A 21,284-nucleotide genomic window follows, 5' to 3' on the forward strand; every position below is an offset into this window, starting at 1 on the left:
CATCTCGTCGGACAGGTCATGGCGTCGCGCATCGCTCACGACCCCGCATCATGCCGAACCAGCAGGTCAGGACCACAATCCCAAACAGGCCCTAGTACGGGTCTTGTGCGGGTCTCAGCCGAGGCTACGAGAGTCCCGTTACGTTGTACGGCATGTCCGACCTTCTGGCCCAGGCTGCCGTCATCGCGAACGAGCATCTCGATGCACGGTCCGCAGCGACGTGGCTCGACCTTGCCGCAGAACATCACCCCTACGACCGCCCCCAGAGCGCCCGGCCGGGCTCTAGTGCGAGCGCCACACCGAGGGGCGACACCATGGGAGCTCTCGCGGGTCGGTCAGCTCGTTGCCGCCAGCGGTGACGTGGAGTCCGTTGCGTGCGACCGAGAGCTGAATCCCTTCGTGATCAACCAGAGCGGCAGCACGACGAGCTCGAACAGGAATCCGGGGAGGAGTATCAGCATGCCGAGCCCTTCGTTCATGTTCAGGACGCCGAGGAGGTCCAACGGAACTCCGAGGGAGAACAGGCCGTACCCGACCAAGCCGAGTACTGCGACGGGTCGAGGAACCAGACTCGAGACGAACAGCAGATAGCTGAGGATCACGCCACCGACACCCGTCGGGATGTATACCCACAGCAGGTGGTTCGGGACCACCTCCAACTGGGTCAGGAGGTAGACACCGCAAGCCGCGGACACCGTGAACTCGGTGATCCTGAGCACCGGATACCAGATGGCCAGCCGTTGGTCGACGGCCTTCAGGACCGGGTACATCAGGAGGCCGATGCCTACGACAGCAAGGCCGGAACACATCATGAGCAGGACACCGACCGTCAGGGGCGCCCTCTCGGTGTCGCCGTCCACAAAAGCCTGGATCAACGACGTGCCCACCATGGCGGTGGCCATCTGCACGAAGAACAGAATGCCCACGGCGACCGCGATCATCCTTCTTCGAGCCGGACCGGTCGGCGGGGCGATGCTCGTAGTCATGTCCGGCTCCTCAAACAGGTGGGAACTCGCGGTACCTACAGGGAGGCCCGGCTATGAGGGTCGGATACCGCAGGCCAGTACCCGGGGCTAGTTCACCCCGTCGCGGGCCGCAAGTTACCCGGGTGTGGAAGGAATCGGCCGCGTCGTGCGTGGACCCGTGGATTTCGCGCTGAGGAATCCCGCCCACCCCGGCGGCCGATCTGGGCGCGGCACTGCTGCCGTTTGAATGCAACCGTGGGTATATGGGGCATACGGGGGCATACGTTGTGGAACGGATGCCAGCGAACGCGCGGCCTGCCGACCCGGACCTACCCCAGGACGTCTCTCCATGGGCGGCAGTGGTGAAACCGTCGTCCGCGCAGCGCCTCCAGCCCTTCCCTGCGCTGCTCCCCCGCCCTGTCCAGCCCACGGGTACAGGGACGAGCCGCCTCAAGCGAGCCGGCTGATGGGCTCCGCGTCGCGGCCAGCTCTGCCTGAACGCAGCGGCGTCGACTATGTCTCCGCTCTGGCGCAGATGTGGGCTGCGGTCGAGCCCGAACAAACAACGCATCGACAAGACGCATGTCGGGCCGCGTGACACCGACCAGCTCACCCTTGACTTCTTGGAGGCCAACGACCCCTACCCCGTCGGAACGCGGATCTTCGCCGCCCGATGGAAGCCCGGCCAGTGGGAGCCTGGGCGAGTCATCAGCCGCGCTGACATCGACGAGTGGACCATAATCTTCTTCGACGGAAGTGAGCACGCGCTTCGGGATCACGCAGAGCTTTGCCCTGCGTTCTTGCTCGGCGATTAACCCTCGACGGCTCAATGCTCTCAGGGAGCAGTCGTCGATATGCAATGTCGCGGGCGACGGCGTCCACGGCCAGTAACAACACCGAGCTTGCCAACGAGCACGAGGATGTGGGCACTGATCTCAGATGCCCAGCGGCACGCTAGGCACTGCCTCTGGACAGAGCCCTGTGGCCTGGCGCGCACCTGAGTTCGGGTTGTCGGCTGCGGACCGGCTCGGCGTCACGTTCAGCGATCGCAGCGCCGCGTCTGTCAAAGGAGCGACTACCCAAGAGACCGCGGGCTGGCTGCGCAACGAGCACCGGATCCTCGATCACCTGCACGGCATCAGCCCCTCCCCCGAGGCCAGGCCCTCGGGCGTCAGGACGACGGCACCGGACAGCCGTTCCCGGTGACGGAGGACCTTTCCGCCGCCTGCTAGCCCGCGGCCGGCGCCGAAATCCAGACGACAGAGACGAGGACGTTACCACCGTCGATCACTACGTGTTATCACCGGCGCGCCGCCAATAGATGCAAGGATTCGCCCTAAACAACAAAAGAGGCGAGCTGATGTCCGACGAGACAGAGCAGACGGTCTTTCCCTACAGCCAATTGGTGATGGGTTCATTAGCTCGCGGCGCCGAGGACGAAGCACTCGCAGCCCAGGACGAGGCTGACCGGGAGTGGCTGAACACGGGCGAACAAATGATCCAAGGGGAGCAGTCCGAGCTTGACCGGGCGGTCGCGGACGGCAAGACATACGCGCAGTTCAGATCGGCCGTCGTGCACACCCTCAACTGCTCGATCGTGCGCGAGCGGTTCGATCGCATGTCGGCCTGGCGGGCGCTCCTCGAACGATTCGGCGCCGGGGAGTACAACGCAACCATCCGGCCCGGCCCGACGCTGTACCACCGGCACGAGCTCGAGGCACTGCCCCGCACTCGTCGCCGCTGTGAGAAGTGCGCTCCGGACATCGAGAACTGGACCAAGCCCTCGCCAAGCCATCCCGGGACAGTGATCACAAAGGAGATCAAGAGTGTGTCGCTGGCCGCTCATCACGCAGGCAGAACGCTGATACTCGCCGATGGATCCGAGGCCGGCGAGATCGAGGCAGTGCACATCACGGTGACGACGACCGGTGGCACCTACAAGATCGGGCGCGACGCCTCTGTAACGCTCCGGCACGTCGTGTCCAAGTAGCCCGCCTGTCCGAGTCCCCGACGACGTCAGCCCCCGAAGGCCGACCCCCGACGCGAAGACCTACCTTCACCGTTGGGAACACTGCCGGGACGGGCCACCGCTCTTCTCACCCGCATCGACACCAGCGCTCGCCGCGTCAGTTCACCCGCTGGTTCACCCCGGACTCCGTTGTGCCCGGTCGGCTGGCTCAATAACGTTCGATGCCACTCGCTGATGCGACACCGTCCCGGGATATCCGAACCGTGCGAGGAGAGCTCCTGTCATGCTCGAAGTTGTCAAAGCCTGGTTCGAGGGTATGGGCGTCGGGTTCCAGCTGGCGCGGGACGGCTGGACCGAGATGGTCCAACCCACTTACAGCTTCTTCGACGGGCAGAGGGACCGGACGATGGAGACCGTCGCCGGGTTGCGCGGCACCGGCGGCATGCTGATCTTCCTCGCCCTCTGGTATTTCAGTGCCCTACCCCGGGACGCAGCCGAGCGCACCGTCGAGAACTGGGCCGTCCTGGGCCCGCTGGAGACCATGGCCGATGGCCTGATCGCGTTCCTCCTGGTGCTCGTCGTGATGTGGATCGTCACGATCTTCCTGCTCGTGGTAGCGCGGCCCGGGAACCGAAAGGCGGTGTACCAGTGCGCCCAGATCGCGTTCGCCCCGGCGCGCTGGATGATCATGACGCCATTGAAAGTGCTTCTCCCGCTTCTGCTGGTCGACGCCCTCGCGGCGGCTGCCCTCGCCAGTTTCCTCCTCCCCGAGGACTGGTGGCCACTGAAGATCCTGGCCGGCCTGGCGCTGCTGCCGCTGGGGATAGCAGCCTGCGTGCTGCAGGGGATGTTGATCGGCCTGCTCTTCTATATGGGCTGGATCGTGCTCTCGGGTTCCGGATCGATCGCCACCAACTACTTCCGAGCCATCGACGGGCACCCGACGATGCGCGCGCTCATCGCCATCGGCGTCTTCGGCACCTACCTCGCCTTCGGCCTCCTCGGATTCGAGATCTTCGATCTCGACTTCGCCGAGTCCGGCGACCTCGCGGCGACCTACTTCACATTCTCTGGCGGCGGCGAGCTCGGCTGGTACCTCTTGACCGTACCGGTGCCGCTCATCGGCATCCTCATCGCGATCTGGGAACTACGTCGGCTGCATCGCATGCACGGCGCCACCGTGCGCTCCGAAGTGACCTACTACCAGGATTGATCAGATCCCGCGCTCAAGTCGGCGGGTGCGAGTGCCCGGATGACCCCACGGGTTGCCATGGCCGAGTATGACGCCTTCGGTGAGCATCCTGGACTAGTCAATGCGGTGGCCGTGACGGCAATCGAGGCGGCCTTGCGCCTCGACGAGGACCCGCAGCGCTACCTCTACGAGGTCGCCGACAAGGCCGATGCCCGCCCGCGCCGTCGCCGCACGCGCCAGACTCTGCGCCCGGCGATGCGGCGTCTGCTCGACCTGCTCACCGACACTCGTCGGTGACCTCACCCTCGACTGCGACACGTGGTCCAGCCCCGACGGCAGCGGCCAGCGGCTGATGGTGTTGACGGCCGAGGCCGGATCGCCGTCCGACGAGGCGCTGCGCATACTCGCCTCCTGGACGGCGACCGCGGGAGCGGAAGCGCGATGAGCCCCTCGACCGCAGCCGTGCTAACCGCACTCCACGAGACGTTCTCGCTGCATCTCTCGGCCGGGCCCGCCGGTCCGGGCGCCCAGGAAGTTGAACTTGGCATGGTCGTCGCTCACGGCGAGCGGACCTGCGGTCGACGCCGCCTAACGTCAGAAGTACGGCGCGTCGGCGCTCTTCGCTGTCAGCTCGGCCTCGTGTCTCGCGACAGTGCGCATCTCACCTCGACGGTGACGATCCGCCGTCGGCCACCACCCGACCTGCTCGCGTCCTTCGAAGAGGTGTCCAGCACACGTTGAAGACACAGCTAGCCCTCGTCACCTGTGCCGGCGTGCTACTGCTCGACCGTCGGCTCAGCTCCAGGGCACGCCTCGTGGACGGCGCTCATGACCGGCTGGCCTGACGTGCGGCCACCGCGACACCCAGGGCCATGCCCCAGGCCCGCGCCCGGTCGAGCTCACCGTCGACCAGGGGCCCTTTGACACCGGTGACCCGGAAGCCCTCGGGAACCGCGACGAGAAGGTAGCCCAGCCGGTCCAGCCGGCGGCTCGCCGCACGTGCGGCGGAACCCGTGACGCGCGACGTCACGCGGGTGTCGAACGCGGTGGCCTGGGTCGCGCTCGTCCGGACCGGGAGGCCCTTGAGCCACTCACGGATACCGCGCTCCAGCGAGATGATCGCGGGCGCCTGACGAGCGGCATCGATCCGGGTCGCCGGACGCGACATGCCGAACGCATGGGTCGGCCCGCCGACCACCAGCAGGGTGACCTCGTCGGGCACGGCGTCGGGTGCCGCGCCCACCTCCACGATGTCGACCGCCATGAATTCCTGGACCCCTCCTGCGACCGCCTGGGCGACGGCTTCCGTGCTACCGAACATGGACTCGTAGACCACTAGTGCACGCATGGCTGCTTCCTGCCTGGGTTCAGTTGCTCGAGGGGTACGGGGAGACAGCTCCAACGTCTCTCCGCAAGGTCCGCGCGTGGCAGGGACGAAGGTCCCCCGTGCCGCAGCGAAGGTCCCGACAGTCTTGTGGCACTGCTCGCCGCGTCGATTCTCGCGGGAGCCGCCCGACGTCAAGCATCGGCACAGGTAAGACGCCGCGCCCGTCGAGGTGGTCGACCTAGAACGGGCAGAGCAGTACCTTTTGCCCATGAGCAGCGACAGCGACGCGCCTCCGAGCGAGGGCGGCGAGAAGGCCGAGCGGATGGACCGCCTCCGGGCACTGTTGACCAAGCCCATCAAGATTCCCGAGTCCGCGTCGAACGACAGCGAGGACGCGGACTACTCCGCACCCGTGGCGGCGGCCGCGGCGCCCAAGGCGGCAAAGGGCGCCAAGGTGCCGGTCGAGACCCCGCCGGCGGTCAAGGCCGCGGCTGAGGCTCTCGACCGCCTCAGCGACGAAGAGAAGCCTGCCGCCGACGACGGCGCGCAGTCCGGCCGGCCGAGCAGGTCACGCCGCACCTGGGCGGACGCCTACCTCGCCAAGCCGGACAAGCCCCTGACCCCGGAGGAGGTCCGCGCCGAGCTGACCGTCAACCTCAAGGAACAGGCCACGGACCTGCGCGAGCTCATCGCCAAGGAGAGCGTCGCACAGGCGAAGGCGCAGGAGCAGGCCCTCACCCAGGCGATCGAGCAGGCGCGCGAGACCGCGGCAGGCGAGCTCGCCACCGCGATCGAGCAGTCCGCCGGCACTGCCCGCGAGGAGGCCGCGCGGCTGCGGGAGCAGATCGACGAGCTCACCTCGACGACCGGCGCGCTGCGCACCGACCTCGACTCGGCGCGCGCCGTCGCCTCAGCCGCTCAGGCTGCCGCGGACGCCGCGACGACGTCGGCACACGCTGCCCGCGAGGCGGCCGACGCCGCCACCAAGAAGGCGGCTACCGCTACCACGTTCGCCTGGGTGGGCATCGCCCTGGCCCTGGTGGCCGCGGTGCTCGCGGTGGTGCTGTAGCTCAGCGCGGATCGTCGAGATCGACACCGGCGCGCAGCACGAAGCGCCGGTGCCGGCGACGTCCGTACGCATGACCCCCGTAGTACGTGGGCGACTCCCGGACCGGCGAGTACGTGACCCGGGGGCCGGTGAACAGCTCGTCGAGCAGTGCGGCGAACGCCGCGTCGACCGGCGAGCCCACCGCCTGCGCGCCTGGCCGGCCGGGCGCCTGACCTTCCGTTGATTCGTACATGTGTTCGATCTTACCCGTCGCCCACACCGGAGTCCATCGAATGCGTTGGCCAGCTCAGCGCCGCCACCGTTACGGTCGGCGGATGATTCTCAGCCACGACGTCACGGGCGCCGGGCCCGCCGTCCTGCTCCTGCACGCCGGCGTCGCCGACTCCCGGATGTGGGACCCGCAGCGACCCTCCCTCGCCCTGCACCACCGCGTGATCCGGTGCGACCTGCGCGGTTACGGCACCACGCCGCTGACCAGCGAACCGTTCGACAACGCGGGCGACGTGCGGACGCTGCTCAGCTCGCTCGGCGAGCGCCCGGTGGCGATCGTCGGGGCGTCGGCGGGCGGGAACGTGGCGCTCCAGCTCGCCTCCGAGTGGCCGGACCTCGTGTCCCACCTCGTCCTGCTGAACTCGGCCTTCGCCCTGCCCGCCACCCGCTCCCTGCAGCGGTTCGGGCGGCGCGAGGACGCGCTGCTCGAGGCGGGCGACGTCGACGGCGCCACCGAGCTGAACGTCGCCACCTGGCTCGGGCCCGACGCCGACGACGACGCCCGTGAGCTGCTGCGCACGATGCAGCGGCACGCGTTCGAGGTTCAGCTCGGCGCCGGGGACGCCATCCACCAGGAGGCTGGGCCCGAGATCGACCTGGAGTCGATCACCGCCCACACCCTCGTCGTCTCGGGCGGCCAGGACCTCGACCACTTCCGCGCCGTCGCGAACCACCTCGCCGGGCACATCCCTGGTGCGAAGCACACTCAGCTCGGCTGGGCCGGCCACCTGCCGAACCTCGAACGTCCGGACGAGATGACGGCGCTGGTCACCGACTTCCTGGCCGAGTTCCCGCGCTGAGCCGGGCGGCGTCCAGGTAGCCGCGTGTCACCCGGTCCTGGACCCGGTGGGCGATCCGCGGCAGGATCCGGGAGCCCCAGAAGTCGTGCCGGGCCACCGCGTGGATCTCGAAGACGAGCCGGTCGCCGTCGCGCAGCACGCGGAACGACTCGACACCCGTCTCCGGGTGGTCGGGCAGCGTCGCGTAGGTGAAGCCCGTCTCGTCGGGCGTCCGGACGACGTCGACGACCCGGCACGGCGCGGCGAACCAGAGCGGCCCTGCCCGCACGGCCTGCACCACCGTCACGCCGACGTCGGCGTGACCGGACGGGACGATGACGAGCCCCGCGCCGCGGTGGATCTGCCAGCCGAAGAGCGCGTCGGCGGTGGCGGTCAGCGACGCGTCGGGGCCGAGCACCACCCGTTCGCGCAGCACGCGCGCTCTCGCGGGTGGCGCGTCGAGCCAGGCGAGCTCGGCGGTCGGCCGCCTGGCAGCCGACCGGTCGAGGATCCGCGCGAGGTCGGGCCGGGTCAGCTGCACCCGGGAAGCATAGAGGCCCCACCCGGGAAGCCTGCGGCTTTGGGACGTCACCGCGCCGGGCGCTGCTCCTCGAAGCGGACCGGGAGCTCCCGGGGCACCGACGACCACAGCGTCCCGGCGGAGCGCAGCTCCTCGGGCGGGACCGTCAGCGTGACGCCGCCGAGGCGGCGCAAGGCGGCGCCCACCGCCACCTGCGCGATCACCGTGGCGGGCCGGCGGGCGGGGCAGGCGTGCGGGCCGGCGCCCCACGTGAGGTAGGAGAGGTTGCCCGACTCCATCCAGATGTCGTCGCCGGTGGCGCGCGATTCCGCGCTCGCGCCGAGGATGCCCGGCACTACCGCGTCGCCGGCCAGGATCTTCCGGCCGCCGAGCGTCGTGTCCGCGAGCGCGAAGCGGGGCGCGGCGTTGGGTGCGGGAGGCGCCGAGCCGAGCACAGCGGTCAGGGTGTCGGGCGCGGACAGCAGCCCTCCGGCCCGCCCGTCGAACCGGGGGTCGGTGAGCCGCATGCGCAGGGCCTGGGTGATCCACGCGACCTCGAACTCGCTGCCCAGGATCAGGGTCGCCGAGACGGCGCTCTGCGCGTCCAGGTCGGTGGGGGCGCTGGGGTGGTTCAGGATCGCCGAGGTCAGGTCGTCCGACGGTTCCGCGCGGCGGCTGGCGATCAGGTCGGCGATCAGCGCCCGCTGCGCGTTGAGCGACTCGCGGCCAGCCGCACCCTTGGCCTGGAACACGCGCTGGGCGTGGCCGAGCATGTCGCGGGACTGCGGGGCGTCGAGACCGAACATGGTGGACAGCACCAGGATCGGGACGGCGCGCGCGTAGTCGCCCACGAGGTCGCCCTCACCCTTGGCCAGCAGCCGGTCCAGCGCGATCCCGCACCACTGCTCGACGATCGTCGCGAGCCGGTGCTCGTCGACGCTCTCGAACGCGTCGTCGACGAGACGGCGCAGGTGGCGGTGCCGGACGCCGTCCACGTAGTAGATCCCGTCGCGCGGGGCGAGGACGCCGCCGACGCCGCTGTCCGGGCGGACCGTGCCGTCGACGAGCAGGCTCCAGTTGCGCGAGTCCCGCGCGAAGAGGCTCTCGTTGCGCAGCACGGTGACCAGCTCGCGGTGTCCGAGCACCAGCCAGGCCGGCACGCCGGGCTCCAGCAGCACGGGGGCCACGTTGCCCCACCGCGCGCGCAGCCGTTCGTAGACCTGCGCCGGGTCGGCGCTGGTGGTGGTCTCGATGAGCGGCGTCAGGTCGTCCAGATCGATCAGGCGCTCCGACTGGGTGGTCGTCGTGACTGTCATGGCTCCCCTGGGGTTCTGGGCGCGACAGATCGCGCACCATGGCTTTTAGGCGGAATGTACCTCATGTCCAATGCACTGTAATGAACTCGAAGCCTTGTCCTGTCACCCGCGCTGTGCTTTCCTGTACCGAGAAACCGGTTTCTCAGTACAGGAACGCAACAGCCCTGGAGGCAACGATGCCCGCACCTCTCGCCCTGCCCGCGCTCGCCCTGGTCCTCTCCCCCACGCTCGCGCTGGCGCCGCTGCTGGGCGGCGGCGCGGCGTCGGCGTGCGAGCCGTCACCCGCCGACGACGTCGTCCGCATAGTCGTGGCGGCCGACAGCAGCGGGGACGCCACCGGCGCCCAGGAGGCCGTGGACCTGGCGCCCACGGACTTCGCGGGGCGGGTGGAGATCGTCTTCGAGCCCGGCCGGTACGCGGGACGTGTGGTGATCGACTCGGCGCACCAGCGGCTCTCGTTCCTGGGCTCCACCGGCGATCCGGAGGACGTCGTCATCACCGACGACCGCGCCGCGGGCACCCCGAAGCCCGGCGGCGGCACGTGGGGCACGAGCGGCAGCGCGTCGGTGACGGTCCAGGGCGCCGACTTCCGCGCCGAGGCCGTGACCTTCGAGAACGCGTTCGACGAGGCCGCGCACCCGGAGTTCAGCGGCCACCAGGCCGTCGCCGTGAAGACCGCCGCCGACCGGGTCGAGTTCGACAACGTCCGGTTCCTCGGCAACCAGGACACGCTCTACCTGGACTCCCCCTCGGCGACCACACCGGGACGCGTGTACGTGCACGACAGCTACGTGGAGGGCGACGTCGACTTCATCTTCGGGCGCGCCACCGCCGTCCTGGACGACACCACGATCAACGCCCTGCCCCGAGCCTCGGACCCGAGCGGCTACGTGCTGGCGCCGAGCACCTCTGCCGGGTTCGCCCGCGGGTTCCTCGTCATCGACAGCGCCATAGTGTCCGACGCGCGGGACGGCTCCTACTACCTCGGCCGGCCCTGGCACCCGTCCAGCGCCCCGGACAACAACCCGCGCGCCGTCGTCCGCGACACGCAGCTCGGCACCTACCTCAAGACCGACCCGTGGACCACGATGTCGGGCTACGACTGGGCCGCGGGCAGCAACGCCGAGCACGACAACCACGGACCGGGCGCCGTGGTGAACGAGCACCGGCCGCAGCTGTCCGACGCCCAGGCCGCAGACCACGAGATCGACGACTACCTGGCCGGCGCCGACGGGTGGGCGCCCCAGGCCAAGCAGGCCAAGCAGGCCAAGCAGGCCAAGCGCTAGCGGGGCACCTCGAACCGCACCGGGAGCTGCCACGGCATGGACGACCACAGGGTTCCCGTGACGGGCAGCGAGTCCAAGGGGACCGTGAGCGTCACCCCGCCGAGCCGGCGGAGCGCCACCTCGACCGCCACCTGCGCGATCACCCTGGCCGGGCGCCGCACGGGGCACGCGTGCGGGCCCGCGCCCCAGGTGAGGTAGGCGAGGTTGCCGGGCTCGAGCCAGAGGTCGTCCCCCGACGCGCCACGCGACTCCGCGCTGGCGCCGAGGATGCCGGGCACGAGGGCGTCGCCCGCCGCGATCCTGCGACCGCCCAGCGTCGTGTCGGCCATCGCGAAGCGCGGCCCGGTGTTGCTCGCGGGTGGGATGGAGCCGAGCACCGCCTCCAGCGTGTCCGACGCCGACAGCATGCCGCCCGACCGCCCGTCGAACCGCGGGTCCGTCAGCCGCATCCGGAGCGCCTGCGTGATCCACGCGACCTCGAACTCGCTGCCCAGGACGAGCATCGTGGAGACCGCGCTCTGCACGTCCTCGTCGGAGGGCTCGCTCGGGTGGCGCAGGATCGCCGAGGTCATGTCGTCCGACGGCTGCTCCCGGCGCCGGGCCACGAGGTCGACGACGAGGCGCTTCTGCGCGATGAGCGCCTCGGCACCCTCGGCACCCCTGGCGCGGAAGATCCGGCGCGCGTGGCCCAGCATCGCCCGCGCCTCCTCCGCGTCGAGCCCGAACATCGTGGACATCGCCAGCAGCGGCACGGCCCACGCGTACTCGCTGACCAGATCGGCCTCGCCCTTGGCCACCACCCGGTCCAGCGTGCTCTCGCACCACTGCCGCACGGTCACGGCGAGGCGGCGCTCGTCGAACCTCTCGAACGCGTCGTCGACAAGACGGCGCAGGTGCCGGTGCCGCGTCCCGTCGACGTAGTAGACGCTGTCCCGCGGGGCGAGGACCGCGCCGACGCCGCTGCGCGGGTCCAGATGGCCGGCCGCGACCAGGCTCCAGTTGCGGGAGTCGCGCGAGTACAGGCTCTCGTTGCGCAGCAGCGTGGCGAGCTCCCGGTGCCCCAGCACGAGCCAGGCCCGCACGTCGCCCTCCAGGAGCACCGGGGCGACGTTGCCCCACCTCGCGCGCAGCCGCTCGTACACCGCCGCTGGGTCGGGGCTCCTCGTGGTCTCGGTCAGCGGCGTCAGGTCGGCCAGGTCGGTCAGGCGTTCGGCCAGGGTGGTCGTCGTGACTGTCATGGTTCTCGGTTCTCGACGCGCCAGAGGCGCACGGTACGTCGTCGTCGATCGAAACGTATCGCATGCGCGGCGGCCTGTACCGAAAAGTCCGGTACGGGCCCTTGCGAGACAAGTAGTCATCCGTTTGCCATGCGCACTTCGCTCGTCGGCAATGCCGCGGGTGAAGTCTTCGGCGGGAAGGTCACCACCTGCTGATCGGGACGAGGGAAAACATGCCTGGACCTGCACGAACACTCAAGCTCGCGATCGGTACGACGGCGGCAGCGGTAGCCCTGGGCGTCACGGCCGCGGGATCCGCGGCGGCGGGTACGACGGCGACTACGCCGGCGCCCGCGGAGCTCTCCGCGGCGAGCGACGCCGACCTGGCGCAGCGCTGGGCGCCGATCCACTACCAGGACGTCGACCAGACCGGCACCAACGCCCTGGGCGGTCGCTCGGACTACATCGCGGCCTACGACTTCGACGGCGACCTCCACGCCCGCAACAACTGGGAGAACACCGGCAGCCACACGCTGGCCGCCACCGCCTACTACTCGGTGCTCGAGACGGGCACCCACTGGTTCGTCACCTACATGTTCTTCCACCCGCGGGACTGGTCCGACTCGATCTTCGACACGGAGCACGAGAACGACGCCGAGGGCGTCATGGTCGCCGTCCAGAAGGACGGCTCGGCGTACGGCGTCCTGCGCGGGGCCGTCACCGTGGCGCACACCGACTTCTTCTCGTACACGCCGTCGGGCAGCACCTGGGGCGCCGGCGCCGAGAACATCGACGGCACCCTGCAGACGGCGACCAGCCCGCACGACGGGCTGGCTCATCCCGTCACCGCCCAGGAGGCCAAGGGGCACGGTCTCAAGGCCCGCCCGGGCTACGACATCCGGGGCGACGGCGTCATCTACTACCCGGCGGGCCGCGCCGAGGTGCCCGAGCACCCGGACGACCGCGACGTCTCCTACCGCCTGGTGGACGTGCACGCGCCGGGCGGGCTCTGGTCGCAGCGCACCAACACATCGCTGTTCGCGAGCCACGGCACCTTCGCGGGCGACGGCTCCGGCAGCTGCGGCGACGGCGGGATCTCCTGCTCGCAGAACTCGGCGAACGCGCCGTGGGGCTGGGACGACGGCAACGACGGCCCGGGCCGTGGCGCACTGGCCACCGACCCGGCGGGGCTCGCGGCGAACTACTTCCGCATCCCGGAGGCGCTGGACCGTGCCTACGTGAACAACCCGTACTGATCCAGCGGCCGGCTCGTGTCAGGTGTCAGACGCTCAGGTCACCGGGGTGACCTGAGCGTCTGACGCGCGAGAATGGCGCCGTGACCGACACCGCCTCACCCGCCGTCCGACACCAGGTCCCGTACTACTCGCAGTGGGCCTCTCCCGAGCTCGTGCCCGCGATCGTCGGCGGCACCATGCGCGCCGCCGACGATCCGCGATGGGCCGACTACGGGGCGAGCACCCCCGAGGAGTACGAGTGGTGGGCCGATCAGCTGTGCGGCGTGGCGTGCCTGCGCATGGCCCTGGGGTACTGGCACCTGGACGTTCCGACCCCGATGCGGCTCGCCGCCGACTGCGTAGCGGTCGGCGCCTACGTCCACCGCGACGACGGTGGTCTCGACGGCCTCATCTACGCCCCGTTCGCCGCCTACGTGCGGGCCCGGTGGGGCCTCGTCGCCGACGTCTACCCGGACCTTCCGATCGACCAGATCACCCAGCACGTCGCCGCCGGGAATCTGGTGATGCTGTCGGTCTACCGGACTCTCCGCGTGCTCGACCCGGCTCCGCCCCGCCGGGGTGGGCACCTGGTGCTCGCCGTCGGCGCCGACGAGGAGCACGTAGTGATTCACGACCCGTCCGGGTTCCCTGGGAGATCGCAGGAGTACGCCCGCGTCAGCTGGTCCGACCTGGACCGCTTCTACGCCGGCCGCGGCATCGTCCTCGGCGAGCCCCGAGCGCCGCAAGCCTGAACGCCCGCGACGGCGCGCTGAGGTTCGAGTCGAAGTTGAGAGTTAGCCAACCTTCAACCTCAAGTTGAGGCTCAGGCCAGCTGACGCGAGCGCCTGAGGTCCGCTTCGACCATGCGGTTGCGCATGCCGTAGAGCCGAAACGCATGCGCAACCGCATGATCAAGGCGGACCGGTAGGCCTGACGACGTCAGGCCAGCCTGGCGCTCACCACGAGCTCCTGGCCGACGTCGAGGCGCACGTCGGCCAGCCGGACGCCGTCGGGCAGCTGCTCGGCGAGGTCGATGTCCCGGCTCGTCGCGGCCTGCACCCGGCCCCTGATGGTGCCCAGCAGCGCGGCCACTATCGGGTTGCCGCTCGCGAGCTGCACGTCGCGGACCGCGAGCACCATGTTCTCGTCGACGCTGACCGACGCGGTGGCCTGCACCCGGGCCGAGAGGAACATGCCCTTCTTGATCGCGGCGTCGACCCGGAGCGCCGCCGCACGCGGGCCGCGCGACACCAGGTCGACGTCCAGCGCGGTCAGCGTGATGCCCTGCTGCAGCAGCACCACCGTGAGCAGCCCGCGGGCCGTCGCGACCAGGCCCGCCTTGTCGACCGCGACGCGCGCGTGGCCCGCCACCGGGTGCGCCTCACTCGGCTCCACCGGCTGGATGCCGACGCGGCCGTCGGAGTCCTCGACCCAGTCGAACCGCAGCCCCTCCACCTCGGCGGTGATGTCGATCGGCAGGTCCACCGCGACGAGCCGGTGCGCGTCCACGCGGAGACGGCGCAGCGTGCCCGGCTCGCGCCGGACCACCTCGGGGCGCCACTGCTTCGCGGCGTCGGCGGCGCCACCCGCCTGTCCGGGTCCGGGGGCGCCGTCGGCGCTGACGACGACGCCCGTCAGGTCGATGTCGGCGGACGCGACGTCGGCGCCGTCGAGGACCGCGTCGACGGCGGCCCGCTCGAGCCCGACCGCCCGGCCGCCCAGCGCTTCCGCGAGCGCCACCCGGACGCGGGCGACAAGATCTGCGGCGTCGGCGGGCCGGGGCGCGGTGCCGAGCGGGATCGCTTCGGGGGTGCGCTGCTCGGTGGGTTCGGGTCGCGGGTAGGCGTCGCTCATGGATGTGAGACTAACCGCGAACGCGCCGTGCTGAACGCCCACCACTTGTACTGTGGGTGCCGTGATCAGCATCGATGCCGACTCCCCCGTTCCGCCGTTCGAGCAGGTGCGCACCACGCTCGCGCAGCAGATGGCGGACCGGACCCTGCCCGTCGGCACGCGCCTGCCTACGGTGCGGGCGCTCGCGGCGGAGCTCGGCATCGCCGTCAACACGGTGGCCCGCGCGTACCGCGAGCTGGAGGCTGCGGGCCTGGTCGAGACCCGCGGCAGGGCCGGAACCTTCGTGAGCGCGGCGGGCGACCAGCGCCTGGCCCTCGCCCAGGGCGCGGCCTCCACGTACGCGGAGACGGTCCGCGCGCTCGGCATCGGCCGGGCCGAGGCGCTGGAGATCGTCTCGGCGGCGCTGCGGTAGCAGCGGGTCTGGTCAGGGTCTCTCGGCTCGGTGTCGATCCGCGCCGGTGTCGTTCGTCGAAGTGGTGGGCGACCGACCGATGAACTCTTGTGCGGCCGGTCGTCAGTACTCCCGGGAGTGGGACCCGACATCACGGCCAACGAGGAGACGTCATGACCGCAACGCACGAGAGCCACACCGAGCAGGCCGGTACGGCCGCCGTCCCGCCAGTCGTCGACCGGGACGCCTGGCAGGTAGCGCGCGACGAGCTGCTGGTGCGCGAGAAGGCGCACACCCGTGAGGGTGACGCGATCGCCGCGGCCCGGCGCCGGCTGCCGATGACCGAGGTTGACGGTGCGGCGGTCGTCGTCGGCCCGGCGGGGCCGACCACCCTGCTGGACCTGTTCGAGGGTCGCGAGGAGCTGGTCGTCTACAAGCACATGTGGCACCTGGGCGAACCGTTCGAGAACCAGTGCCCTGGCTGCACCATGACCTACTGGGCGGTGCAGGACCCGGCGTACCTGAAGGCGCGGGGTGTGTCGTTCGCGGTGTTCGCGAAGGCGCCGTATGCCGAGCTCGCGCCGTTCGTCGAGTTCATGGGGTACCCGCAGGACTGGTACTCGGTCTTCGACTCCGACGACGAGACGGTGAGTGGCGGCGAGTTCGGCACCTGGCTGTGCTTCCTGCGCAAGGGCGACCGGGTGTTCCTCACCAGCTCCGTCACGGGACGCGGGGCCGAGGCGACCATGCCGGCGCTCGCCCTGCTCGACATGACGGCACGGGGCCGCAAGGAGGCCTGGCAGGACTACCCCGAGGGCTGGCCCGAGGGCAAGGTGCCGGGCTGGTTCTGGCGTGCCGACGAGGACGGCGCCGGGAACAGCTGGAACGGCGGGCGGCCCGCCGTCCAGTGGACCCGTCCGGGCGCGACGCCGGTGACGGCGGGCGAGCACCACCACTGACCGTCCTGACCGTCTGACCAGCCAGTCTTACCAGCCAGGAGCCGGCGCGGGTCCGTGCGGTTCGTCGCACGGACCCGCGCAAGGTGGGCATACTTGCGCGGATGACCCTCGCAACTTTTCACCCGGTCCACCATGTAGACGTCGGCGGGCTGCGCCTCGCCTACCGTGAGGCGGGCGATCCCGCGGCGCCCCCGCTGCTCCTCCTGCACGCTCTCGGCGAGAGCTCGCTCTCCTGGGACCCCCTGCTGGACGACCTCGCGGCCCTCGGCTACCGGGTCCTCGCGCCCGACGCGCGGGGCCACGGCGACAGCGACCGTCCGGGCACGTATGGCTACGAGCTCCTGGCCGCCGACGCCGTCGCGTTCTGCGACGCGCTGGCACCGGCGCCTGCCGCGGTCACCGTCGTCGGGCACTCGATGGGCGCCGCGACCGCCGCACTGGTGACCACGCTCCTTACCGACGGCTCCCCCGGGCGCGTGACGCGCCTCGTCCTGGAGGACGCCACCCCGGTCCGCCCGGGCGGGCCCGCGTTCGAGCCGTTCGAGAAGCCAGACCACCCGGTGCCGTTCGACTGGCCGCTGGTCAACGCGCTGCGCGCCGAGCGCAGCGAGCCCGACCCGGCGTGGTGGGCCGCCGGGCTACGGATCGACGTCCCTGTCCTGGTCGTGGCGGGCGGCCCGGCGAGCAACGTCGACCAGGCGGACCTCGTGGACTTCGCGGCGGGTGTCGCCGACGGGCGGCTCGCCGAGATCCGCGTGGGCCACATGGTGCACGACGAGGCGCCGGAGGAGTTCCTCGCCGCGGTGAGCGAGTTCCTCCGCCGGCCCTGAATCTGTCCCCGCCGGCCCCTGCTGACCAGGGTGCCCGGGCGCTCAGGCCGCCGCGGTGCGGTCCGGGCGTCCGGCGCCGTCCAGGCTCAGCCGCACCCGCGGCTGCAGCATGGTCACGACGCCGGCCACCACGAAGGCGATGTGCAGCGCGCGGATCGCTGGCATCAGCGGGGACACGTCGCCCCCGAGCGTGTAGTACCAGCTCGCGCCGCCGGCGAGGTCGGCCGCCATGGGCACCACCATCGAGGCCAGGCCGAGCACGCCGAGGCCGGCCAGGAGCGCCCACCAGGCCCAACGGCGTCCGGCCGCCAGGTACCAGGCGCACGCGAGCGCCGCGGCGAAGATCAGGCCACGGAAGGCCATCTGGGTGACGAGGTCGCCGTCGATGCCCTCCTGGGCGTGGATGGCCGCGACGGAGACGGCGCCCTCGGCGATCCCGGCGAGGACGGCGAGCGCGAAGGCGGCCGCTGACAGTGTGCGGAGCTTGGTTTCGGTCATAAGTACATGCTGGTCAGGACGCGGCTCCGGGAGAATCCGGCTGGCCTCCGTCCTGGGCGGTGGGTTGTCCCGACCCTGCTCGTCCGCCGGTCTCGTCACCCTGCCTCGTCGTCGGGCATCCGCAGCGGTCCCGTCGCGAGGCGGGCCAGCTCCCCGACCGCGGCGTCCACGCCCGGCAGGTGCCGTTCCGGCCGGGCCGCCCAGGTCAGCACGACGACGCCCACCGGGTGCTCGTGCGGGAACCCGACCACTGCCGCCTCGTGGCGCAGCCTGCCGAGGGTCCCGGTCTTGCCGTGCAGCACCACGTCGTCGTGCGGGAACCCGCTGCCGACCCGGTGCCGCCACGCCTGGTGCGCGAGCGCGTCCCGCACCAGGTCGTACGCCGGGCCGCGACACGACCACAGGAGGCGCAGCACCTGCCCGAGCTCGGCAGCGGTGGCGGCGCTCGCGAGCGCCGGGTCGTACTGGCTCGTCTCGGCCGCGTGGTCCGGGTCGGCCAGTGCCCGCTGTGCGCCGGCCCAGGTTGTGGTGCCGGTGTCCCGCAGGAGCGCCCGCGTCTCGTCGGCGGAGCCCTGCCGCACCAGGGTCGCCGGCAGGCCCAGCTCCCCCAGCCGCTCGTGCGCGCGCTCGCGCCCCACGAGCGCCAGCAGCGCGTCACCGCAGGCGTTGTCGGACACGGCGAGCATGAGGCGCACGACGTCGCGCGCGGTCAGCACCACGTCGTCGAGCAGCATCGCCACGCCGGTCGGGCCGGGCATGCGGGACGACACCGGAAGCCGCACCGGCGCGTCCGCGGCGAGGCGCCCCGCCGTCACGAGGTCCGCCCAGACGAGCGCGAGCGGCAGCTTGTAGAGGGAGGCGATCGCGACCGGCTCGGTGTCGTCGAGCGCGACGGTACCGGGCGGGCCGGCCAGGCGTGTCGCGTGGATGCGGGCGGTGACGCCGGCGTCGCGCGCCACCGCCCGGAGCGCGGCGGTCACCGCCGGGTCGTGAGCGCTCATCCGGCGTCGCCGCGCGGTGGGCGGCGTGCTGGATCCGATGTCGGGTCAGGTGCCGGGTCGGACGCCGGGCTCAGCGCCGCGCGGATCGCCTCGGCTACCGCCTCGTGGTCGATCTCCGGCCGTCGCTGCGCCGCGAGCGGCAGGGCTACCCGCAGCCGGAGCGGCGGTCCCGCCGGACCGTTCGGCGCCGCTCCCGAGGTCCCCGAGGCGTCCGGGAACGCCGGGAGGAGACCTGCCGCCAGGCCGGCAGCGACCAGAGCCTGGCGCTGGGCCGTGTCCCGCGCCTCGACCACGTCGCCGCTGTGCCCCGCGCGCCGCAGCGCATCGACGAGCTGGTCGTGTGCGGGCGGCTGGTGGTGCCGGGGCGGGACGGCGACGGGCAGGCGCACGTCGGCCGGGACCAGCGGCGCCTGGACCAGTCGGGTCGGCACCACGAGCACGGGGCCCGCCGTCAGCCCGTCGAGCACACCCGGGTGCCGCACGACGGCGACGTCGAGCAGTCCGTCCCGCAGGAGGTCGACCAGCTCGACGCTGCCCGCGACCGTGGGCGCGACGGAGGTTCTGGCGGCCCTGGAGGTCTCGACAGGCTCGGCCGACGACGTCGGCGGCGGCGGCGCGGTCCGGGCCTGAGCCTCGGCCGTGAGCGCACGGAGCAGGTGCGGGACGCCGTCCTCCAGGTCGGCGGCGATGCCGAGGCGAACCTGCTCGGGCAGGGCGAGGTCGCGGGCGGTGGACACGAGGTCGTCGGCGGCGTCGAGCAGGTCGCGCGCGGCGGGCAGGAGCCGGCGTCCGGCCGCGGTGATCCGCACGCCGCGCGCGTCCCGGTCGAAGAGCCGCACCCCGAGGTGGCGCTCCAGCCGGCGGATGCCCTGCGACAGCGGCGGCTGCGTCATACCGAGGTCGGCGGCCGCGTTGCCGAAGTGCCGGACGTCGGCGACTGCCTTGAAGAAGCCGAGATGCTTCAGGAGGTCCACGCCGGGAGCCTAGCCGCGGGCCATATCAAAAACGTCTCGGGTCACGTCCGCAAGACTCTTTGACTCTCGTCGCGGGCTCCCGCGAGGGTGTGCCGCATGACGAACCCCACGACCTCGGAGCGCGCGCTCAGCCGCCGCACCCTGCTGACCGGTGCCGGGGCGGCCCTCGGCGTGCTGGGCGGTGTGACCGGCGCCGAGGCCCTCGGTACCGGAACACCCGCGGCTCCGGCGTCCGCCGCCACGCCCGCCCGGCAGGCTCCGGCCGCAGCTGGCTCTGCCTCGTTCGCCTGGCTCGGCACCTCGGGCTGGCAGATCCGCACGCCCACGACGACGGTCCTGCTCGACCCGTACGTGACGCGGTTCGACACCGGGCTCGCCGCCGGGAAGTTCAGCGCGACCACGCGCCTGCGCGTCGACCCGGCAGCGCTGGACGCGGCCCTCGGCGCGCCGGGGACGCCCGAGGGCGCCGTCGACTCGATCCTGGTGACGCACACGCACTGGGACCACTTCTCGGACGTGCCGCACCTGGCCCGCACCCGCGGGGCCACGGTGTTCACGACCCTCACGGGGTATCACCTGGCGCTCGCCATGGGCGTGCCGCAGAAGCAGCTCGCGGTGGTGCGCGGCGGCGAGGAGATGCACCTCGGGGACCTGGTCCTGCGGGTAGTGCCCTCCCTGCACAGCCGCACCGCGTCCGGCGCACTCCTCTTCCCCGGTCTGCACACGACGGTGCCCGCCAAACCGCGGACCATCGCCGACCTGCCGGAGGGCGACACGCTGTCGTACCTGCTGCGCTCGCCGCAGGGCCGGTCGGTGCTGCTGCTCGGGGGCAGCGACTACGACGACCGGGCGCTGCGCGGGCTGCGCGTCGACACGGTGGCACTGCCGGTGCCGAGCACCGACGTCACCGCCGACTACGCGGGCCGCCTCCTGGCCGCGCTGGACAACCCCGGCCAGGTGGTCCTTGTGCACTGGGACGACTTCGAGTCGCCGCTGACCAACCCGCCGCACGCCGGCGAGAGCACAAAGGTGCGCATGGCCCGCCTCACGGAGCAGATCGGGCGGCTGTCGCCGGGCACCGAGGTAGTCGTCCCGGAGTACCGCACGCCGCTGCGGCTGCTCTGACACACTTCCTGCCATGCGCGACGACGAGTGGTCCCAGCAGCGAGCGGAAGCGGTCCGCCTGCAGGCCGAACGCCTGCAGGCGCGGCAGGACGCCGAGCACACCCGCGCCGAGGCCCTGCTGCGGGAGTTCGTGGCCGCTGCCCGGAACACCGGGCTCCCGCCCGAGCCCCTGCAGGTGCAGGGGTACGGCGGCCGCGGCACCGCTCGCACGCCGCTGCGGGGCTGGTACCTGCGCGTCGACCGCACGTCCGGCATCAGCGCCGACGGCGACTTCTACGTGCTCACCGCACCCATCGGGCTGCTCGACCGGGTGCGCGGGGTGCGGCCGGAGCCGCGCCGTCCGCCCCTGCTGCTCGGCGCGGGAGGCAAGGACGGCGACTCCATCTCGCTGGCCGACGCCCTGGAACGCCTCCTGCCGGGCTGGCGGGCGCCCTCAGCCGGCTGATCCGGTCAGGAGCCGGTTGGCCTGGTGCGGTTGTGCTGCCATGCCGCCGGCCGTGGTCGGGC

Annotated in this window: 23 protein-coding genes; 13 read left to right on the plus strand and 10 right to left on the minus strand. The window is 71.6% G+C overall.

Going from position 1 to position 21,284, the window contains the following annotated elements; genetic code table 11:
* Window positions 1-335: 335 nt before the first annotated feature.
* On the minus strand, window positions 336-986 hold the full coding sequence (locus AB0F70_RS24270; RefSeq protein ID WP_357454651.1) for a DUF4386 domain-containing protein: 651 nt from the start codon (window positions 984-986) through the stop codon (window positions 336-338).
* A gap of 1,339 nt (window positions 987-2,325) precedes the next feature.
* On the opposite strand from AB0F70_RS24270, the gene AB0F70_RS24275 reads away from it, so the two are divergent.
* The 3 genes from AB0F70_RS24275 (at window position 2,326) to AB0F70_RS24285 (ending at window position 4,571) form a co-directional block, all read left to right on the plus strand.
* Window positions 2,326-2,955: a hypothetical protein gene (locus tag AB0F70_RS24275; protein WP_357454654.1), complete on the plus strand. Its 630-nt coding sequence runs from the start codon at window positions 2,326-2,328 to the stop codon at window positions 2,953-2,955.
* 295 nt (window positions 2,956-3,250) lie between these two features.
* A complete protein-coding gene (locus AB0F70_RS24280; RefSeq protein ID WP_357454657.1) occupies window positions 3,251-4,147 on the plus strand; it encodes a hypothetical protein in 897 nt (298 codons plus the stop codon).
* A gap of 187 nt (window positions 4,148-4,334) precedes the next feature.
* A complete protein-coding gene (locus AB0F70_RS24285; RefSeq protein ID WP_357454660.1) occupies window positions 4,335-4,571 on the plus strand; it encodes a hypothetical protein in 237 nt (78 codons plus the stop codon).
* 381 nt (window positions 4,572-4,952) lie between these two features.
* Here the strand turns inward: AB0F70_RS24285 and AB0F70_RS24290 are convergent, their stop codons facing one another.
* The gene (locus AB0F70_RS24290) at window positions 4,953-5,474 is read right to left on the minus strand and encodes a hypothetical protein (protein WP_357454663.1); all 522 of its coding nucleotides are present in this window, start codon (window positions 5,472-5,474) and stop codon (window positions 4,953-4,955) included.
* A 247-nt stretch (window positions 5,475-5,721) separates the two neighbouring features.
* On the opposite strand from AB0F70_RS24290, the gene AB0F70_RS24295 reads away from it, so the two are divergent.
* Entirely contained in the window at window positions 5,722-6,522 is an 801-nt protein-coding gene (locus AB0F70_RS24295) for a hypothetical protein (RefSeq protein ID WP_357454666.1), read from the plus strand.
* 1 nt (window position 6,523) lies between these two features.
* Here AB0F70_RS24295 and AB0F70_RS24300 read toward each other — a convergent pair whose 3' ends face one another.
* Window positions 6,524-6,754 carry a hypothetical protein gene (locus tag AB0F70_RS24300; RefSeq protein ID WP_357454669.1) on the minus strand — a complete coding sequence of 77 codons (231 nt, stop codon included), beginning with the start codon at window positions 6,752-6,754 and terminating at the stop codon, window positions 6,524-6,526.
* Between the two features lie 82 nt (window positions 6,755-6,836).
* On the opposite strand from AB0F70_RS24300, the gene AB0F70_RS24305 reads away from it, so the two are divergent.
* The gene (locus AB0F70_RS24305) at window positions 6,837-7,592 is read left to right on the plus strand and encodes an alpha/beta fold hydrolase (protein ID WP_357454672.1); all 756 of its coding nucleotides are present in this window, start codon (window positions 6,837-6,839) and stop codon (window positions 7,590-7,592) included.
* On the opposite strand, the gene AB0F70_RS24310 is transcribed toward AB0F70_RS24305, so the two are convergent.
* Window positions 7,561-8,112, minus strand: coding sequence for a DUF1990 domain-containing protein (locus tag AB0F70_RS24310; RefSeq protein ID WP_357454675.1), 552 nt, complete (start codon window positions 8,110-8,112; stop codon window positions 7,561-7,563). The genes AB0F70_RS24305 and AB0F70_RS24310 overlap by 32 nt on opposite strands.
* A 47-nt stretch (window positions 8,113-8,159) precedes the next feature.
* Window positions 8,160-9,407, minus strand: a complete 1,248-nt coding sequence (locus AB0F70_RS24315) for a hypothetical protein (protein WP_357454678.1) — start codon at window positions 9,405-9,407, stop codon at window positions 8,160-8,162.
* A gap of 176 nt (window positions 9,408-9,583) precedes the next feature.
* On the opposite strand from AB0F70_RS24315, the gene AB0F70_RS24320 reads away from it, so the two are divergent.
* Window positions 9,584-10,693: a pectinesterase family protein gene (locus tag AB0F70_RS24320; protein WP_357454681.1), complete on the plus strand. Its 1,110-nt coding sequence runs from the start codon at window positions 9,584-9,586 to the stop codon at window positions 10,691-10,693.
* On the opposite strand, the gene AB0F70_RS24325 is transcribed toward AB0F70_RS24320, so the two are convergent.
* Window positions 10,690-11,931, minus strand: coding sequence for a hypothetical protein (locus AB0F70_RS24325; RefSeq protein WP_357454684.1), 1,242 nt, complete (start codon window positions 11,929-11,931; stop codon window positions 10,690-10,692). The two genes, AB0F70_RS24320 and AB0F70_RS24325, sit on opposite strands and share 4 nt — an antisense overlap.
* Window positions 11,932-12,143: 212 nt before the next feature.
* Between AB0F70_RS24325 and AB0F70_RS24330 the strand changes: the two genes are divergently transcribed.
* On the plus strand, window positions 12,144-13,166 hold the full coding sequence (locus tag AB0F70_RS24330) for a hypothetical protein (protein WP_357454687.1): 1,023 nt from the start codon (window positions 12,144-12,146) through the stop codon (window positions 13,164-13,166).
* Window positions 13,167-13,246: 80 nt separating this feature from the next.
* Window positions 13,247-13,897, plus strand: a complete 651-nt coding sequence (locus AB0F70_RS24335; RefSeq protein ID WP_357454690.1) for a C39 family peptidase — start codon at window positions 13,247-13,249, stop codon at window positions 13,895-13,897.
* A 187-nt stretch (window positions 13,898-14,084) separates the two neighbouring features.
* Here AB0F70_RS24335 and AB0F70_RS24340 read toward each other — a convergent pair whose 3' ends face one another.
* Window positions 14,085-14,999 carry a hypothetical protein gene (locus AB0F70_RS24340; protein WP_357454693.1) on the minus strand — a complete coding sequence of 305 codons (915 nt, stop codon included), beginning with the start codon at window positions 14,997-14,999 and terminating at the stop codon, window positions 14,085-14,087.
* 52 nt (window positions 15,000-15,051) lie between these two features.
* Between AB0F70_RS24340 and AB0F70_RS24345 the strand changes: the two genes are divergently transcribed.
* From AB0F70_RS24345 to AB0F70_RS24355, 3 genes are all read left to right on the plus strand, one after another.
* Window positions 15,052-15,411, plus strand: a complete 360-nt coding sequence (locus tag AB0F70_RS24345) for a GntR family transcriptional regulator (RefSeq protein WP_357454697.1) — start codon at window positions 15,052-15,054, stop codon at window positions 15,409-15,411.
* A gap of 152 nt (window positions 15,412-15,563) precedes the next feature.
* Complete coding sequence (locus AB0F70_RS24350; protein WP_357454700.1) at window positions 15,564-16,349, plus strand: DUF899 family protein; 786 nt, start codon at window positions 15,564-15,566, stop codon at window positions 16,347-16,349.
* A 101-nt stretch (window positions 16,350-16,450) separates the two neighbouring features.
* Window positions 16,451-17,179 carry an alpha/beta hydrolase gene (locus tag AB0F70_RS24355; RefSeq protein WP_357454703.1) on the plus strand — a complete coding sequence of 243 codons (729 nt, stop codon included), beginning with the start codon at window positions 16,451-16,453 and terminating at the stop codon, window positions 17,177-17,179.
* Window positions 17,180-17,221: 42 nt separating this feature from the next.
* On the opposite strand, the gene AB0F70_RS24360 is transcribed toward AB0F70_RS24355, so the two are convergent.
* The 3 genes from AB0F70_RS24360 to AB0F70_RS24370 form a co-directional block, all read right to left on the minus strand.
* On the minus strand, window positions 17,222-17,677 hold the full coding sequence (locus AB0F70_RS24360) for a hypothetical protein (RefSeq protein ID WP_357454705.1): 456 nt from the start codon (window positions 17,675-17,677) through the stop codon (window positions 17,222-17,224).
* 95 nt (window positions 17,678-17,772) lie between these two features.
* Window positions 17,773-18,678, minus strand: coding sequence for a serine hydrolase (locus AB0F70_RS24365; protein ID WP_357454708.1), 906 nt, complete (start codon window positions 18,676-18,678; stop codon window positions 17,773-17,775).
* Complete coding sequence (locus AB0F70_RS24370; protein ID WP_357454711.1) at window positions 18,675-19,652, minus strand: LysR family transcriptional regulator; 978 nt, start codon at window positions 19,650-19,652, stop codon at window positions 18,675-18,677. The genes AB0F70_RS24365 and AB0F70_RS24370 overlap by 4 nt, the downstream gene beginning before the upstream one ends.
* A gap of 96 nt (window positions 19,653-19,748) precedes the next feature.
* Here AB0F70_RS24370 and AB0F70_RS24375 point away from each other — a divergent pair, with 96 nt between their 5' ends.
* A complete protein-coding gene (locus AB0F70_RS24375) occupies window positions 19,749-20,777 on the plus strand; it encodes an MBL fold metallo-hydrolase (RefSeq protein WP_357454714.1) in 1,029 nt (342 codons plus the stop codon).
* A 13-nt stretch (window positions 20,778-20,790) separates the two neighbouring features.
* A complete protein-coding gene (locus tag AB0F70_RS24380) occupies window positions 20,791-21,222 on the plus strand; it encodes a hypothetical protein (RefSeq protein WP_357454717.1) in 432 nt (143 codons plus the stop codon).
* Window positions 21,223-21,284: the final 62 nt, after the last annotated feature.

It is taken from the genome of Promicromonospora sp. NPDC023805, assembly GCF_040639635.1.
In the GTDB taxonomy this organism is placed as follows: Bacteria; Actinomycetota; Actinomycetes; order Actinomycetales; family Cellulomonadaceae; genus Promicromonospora.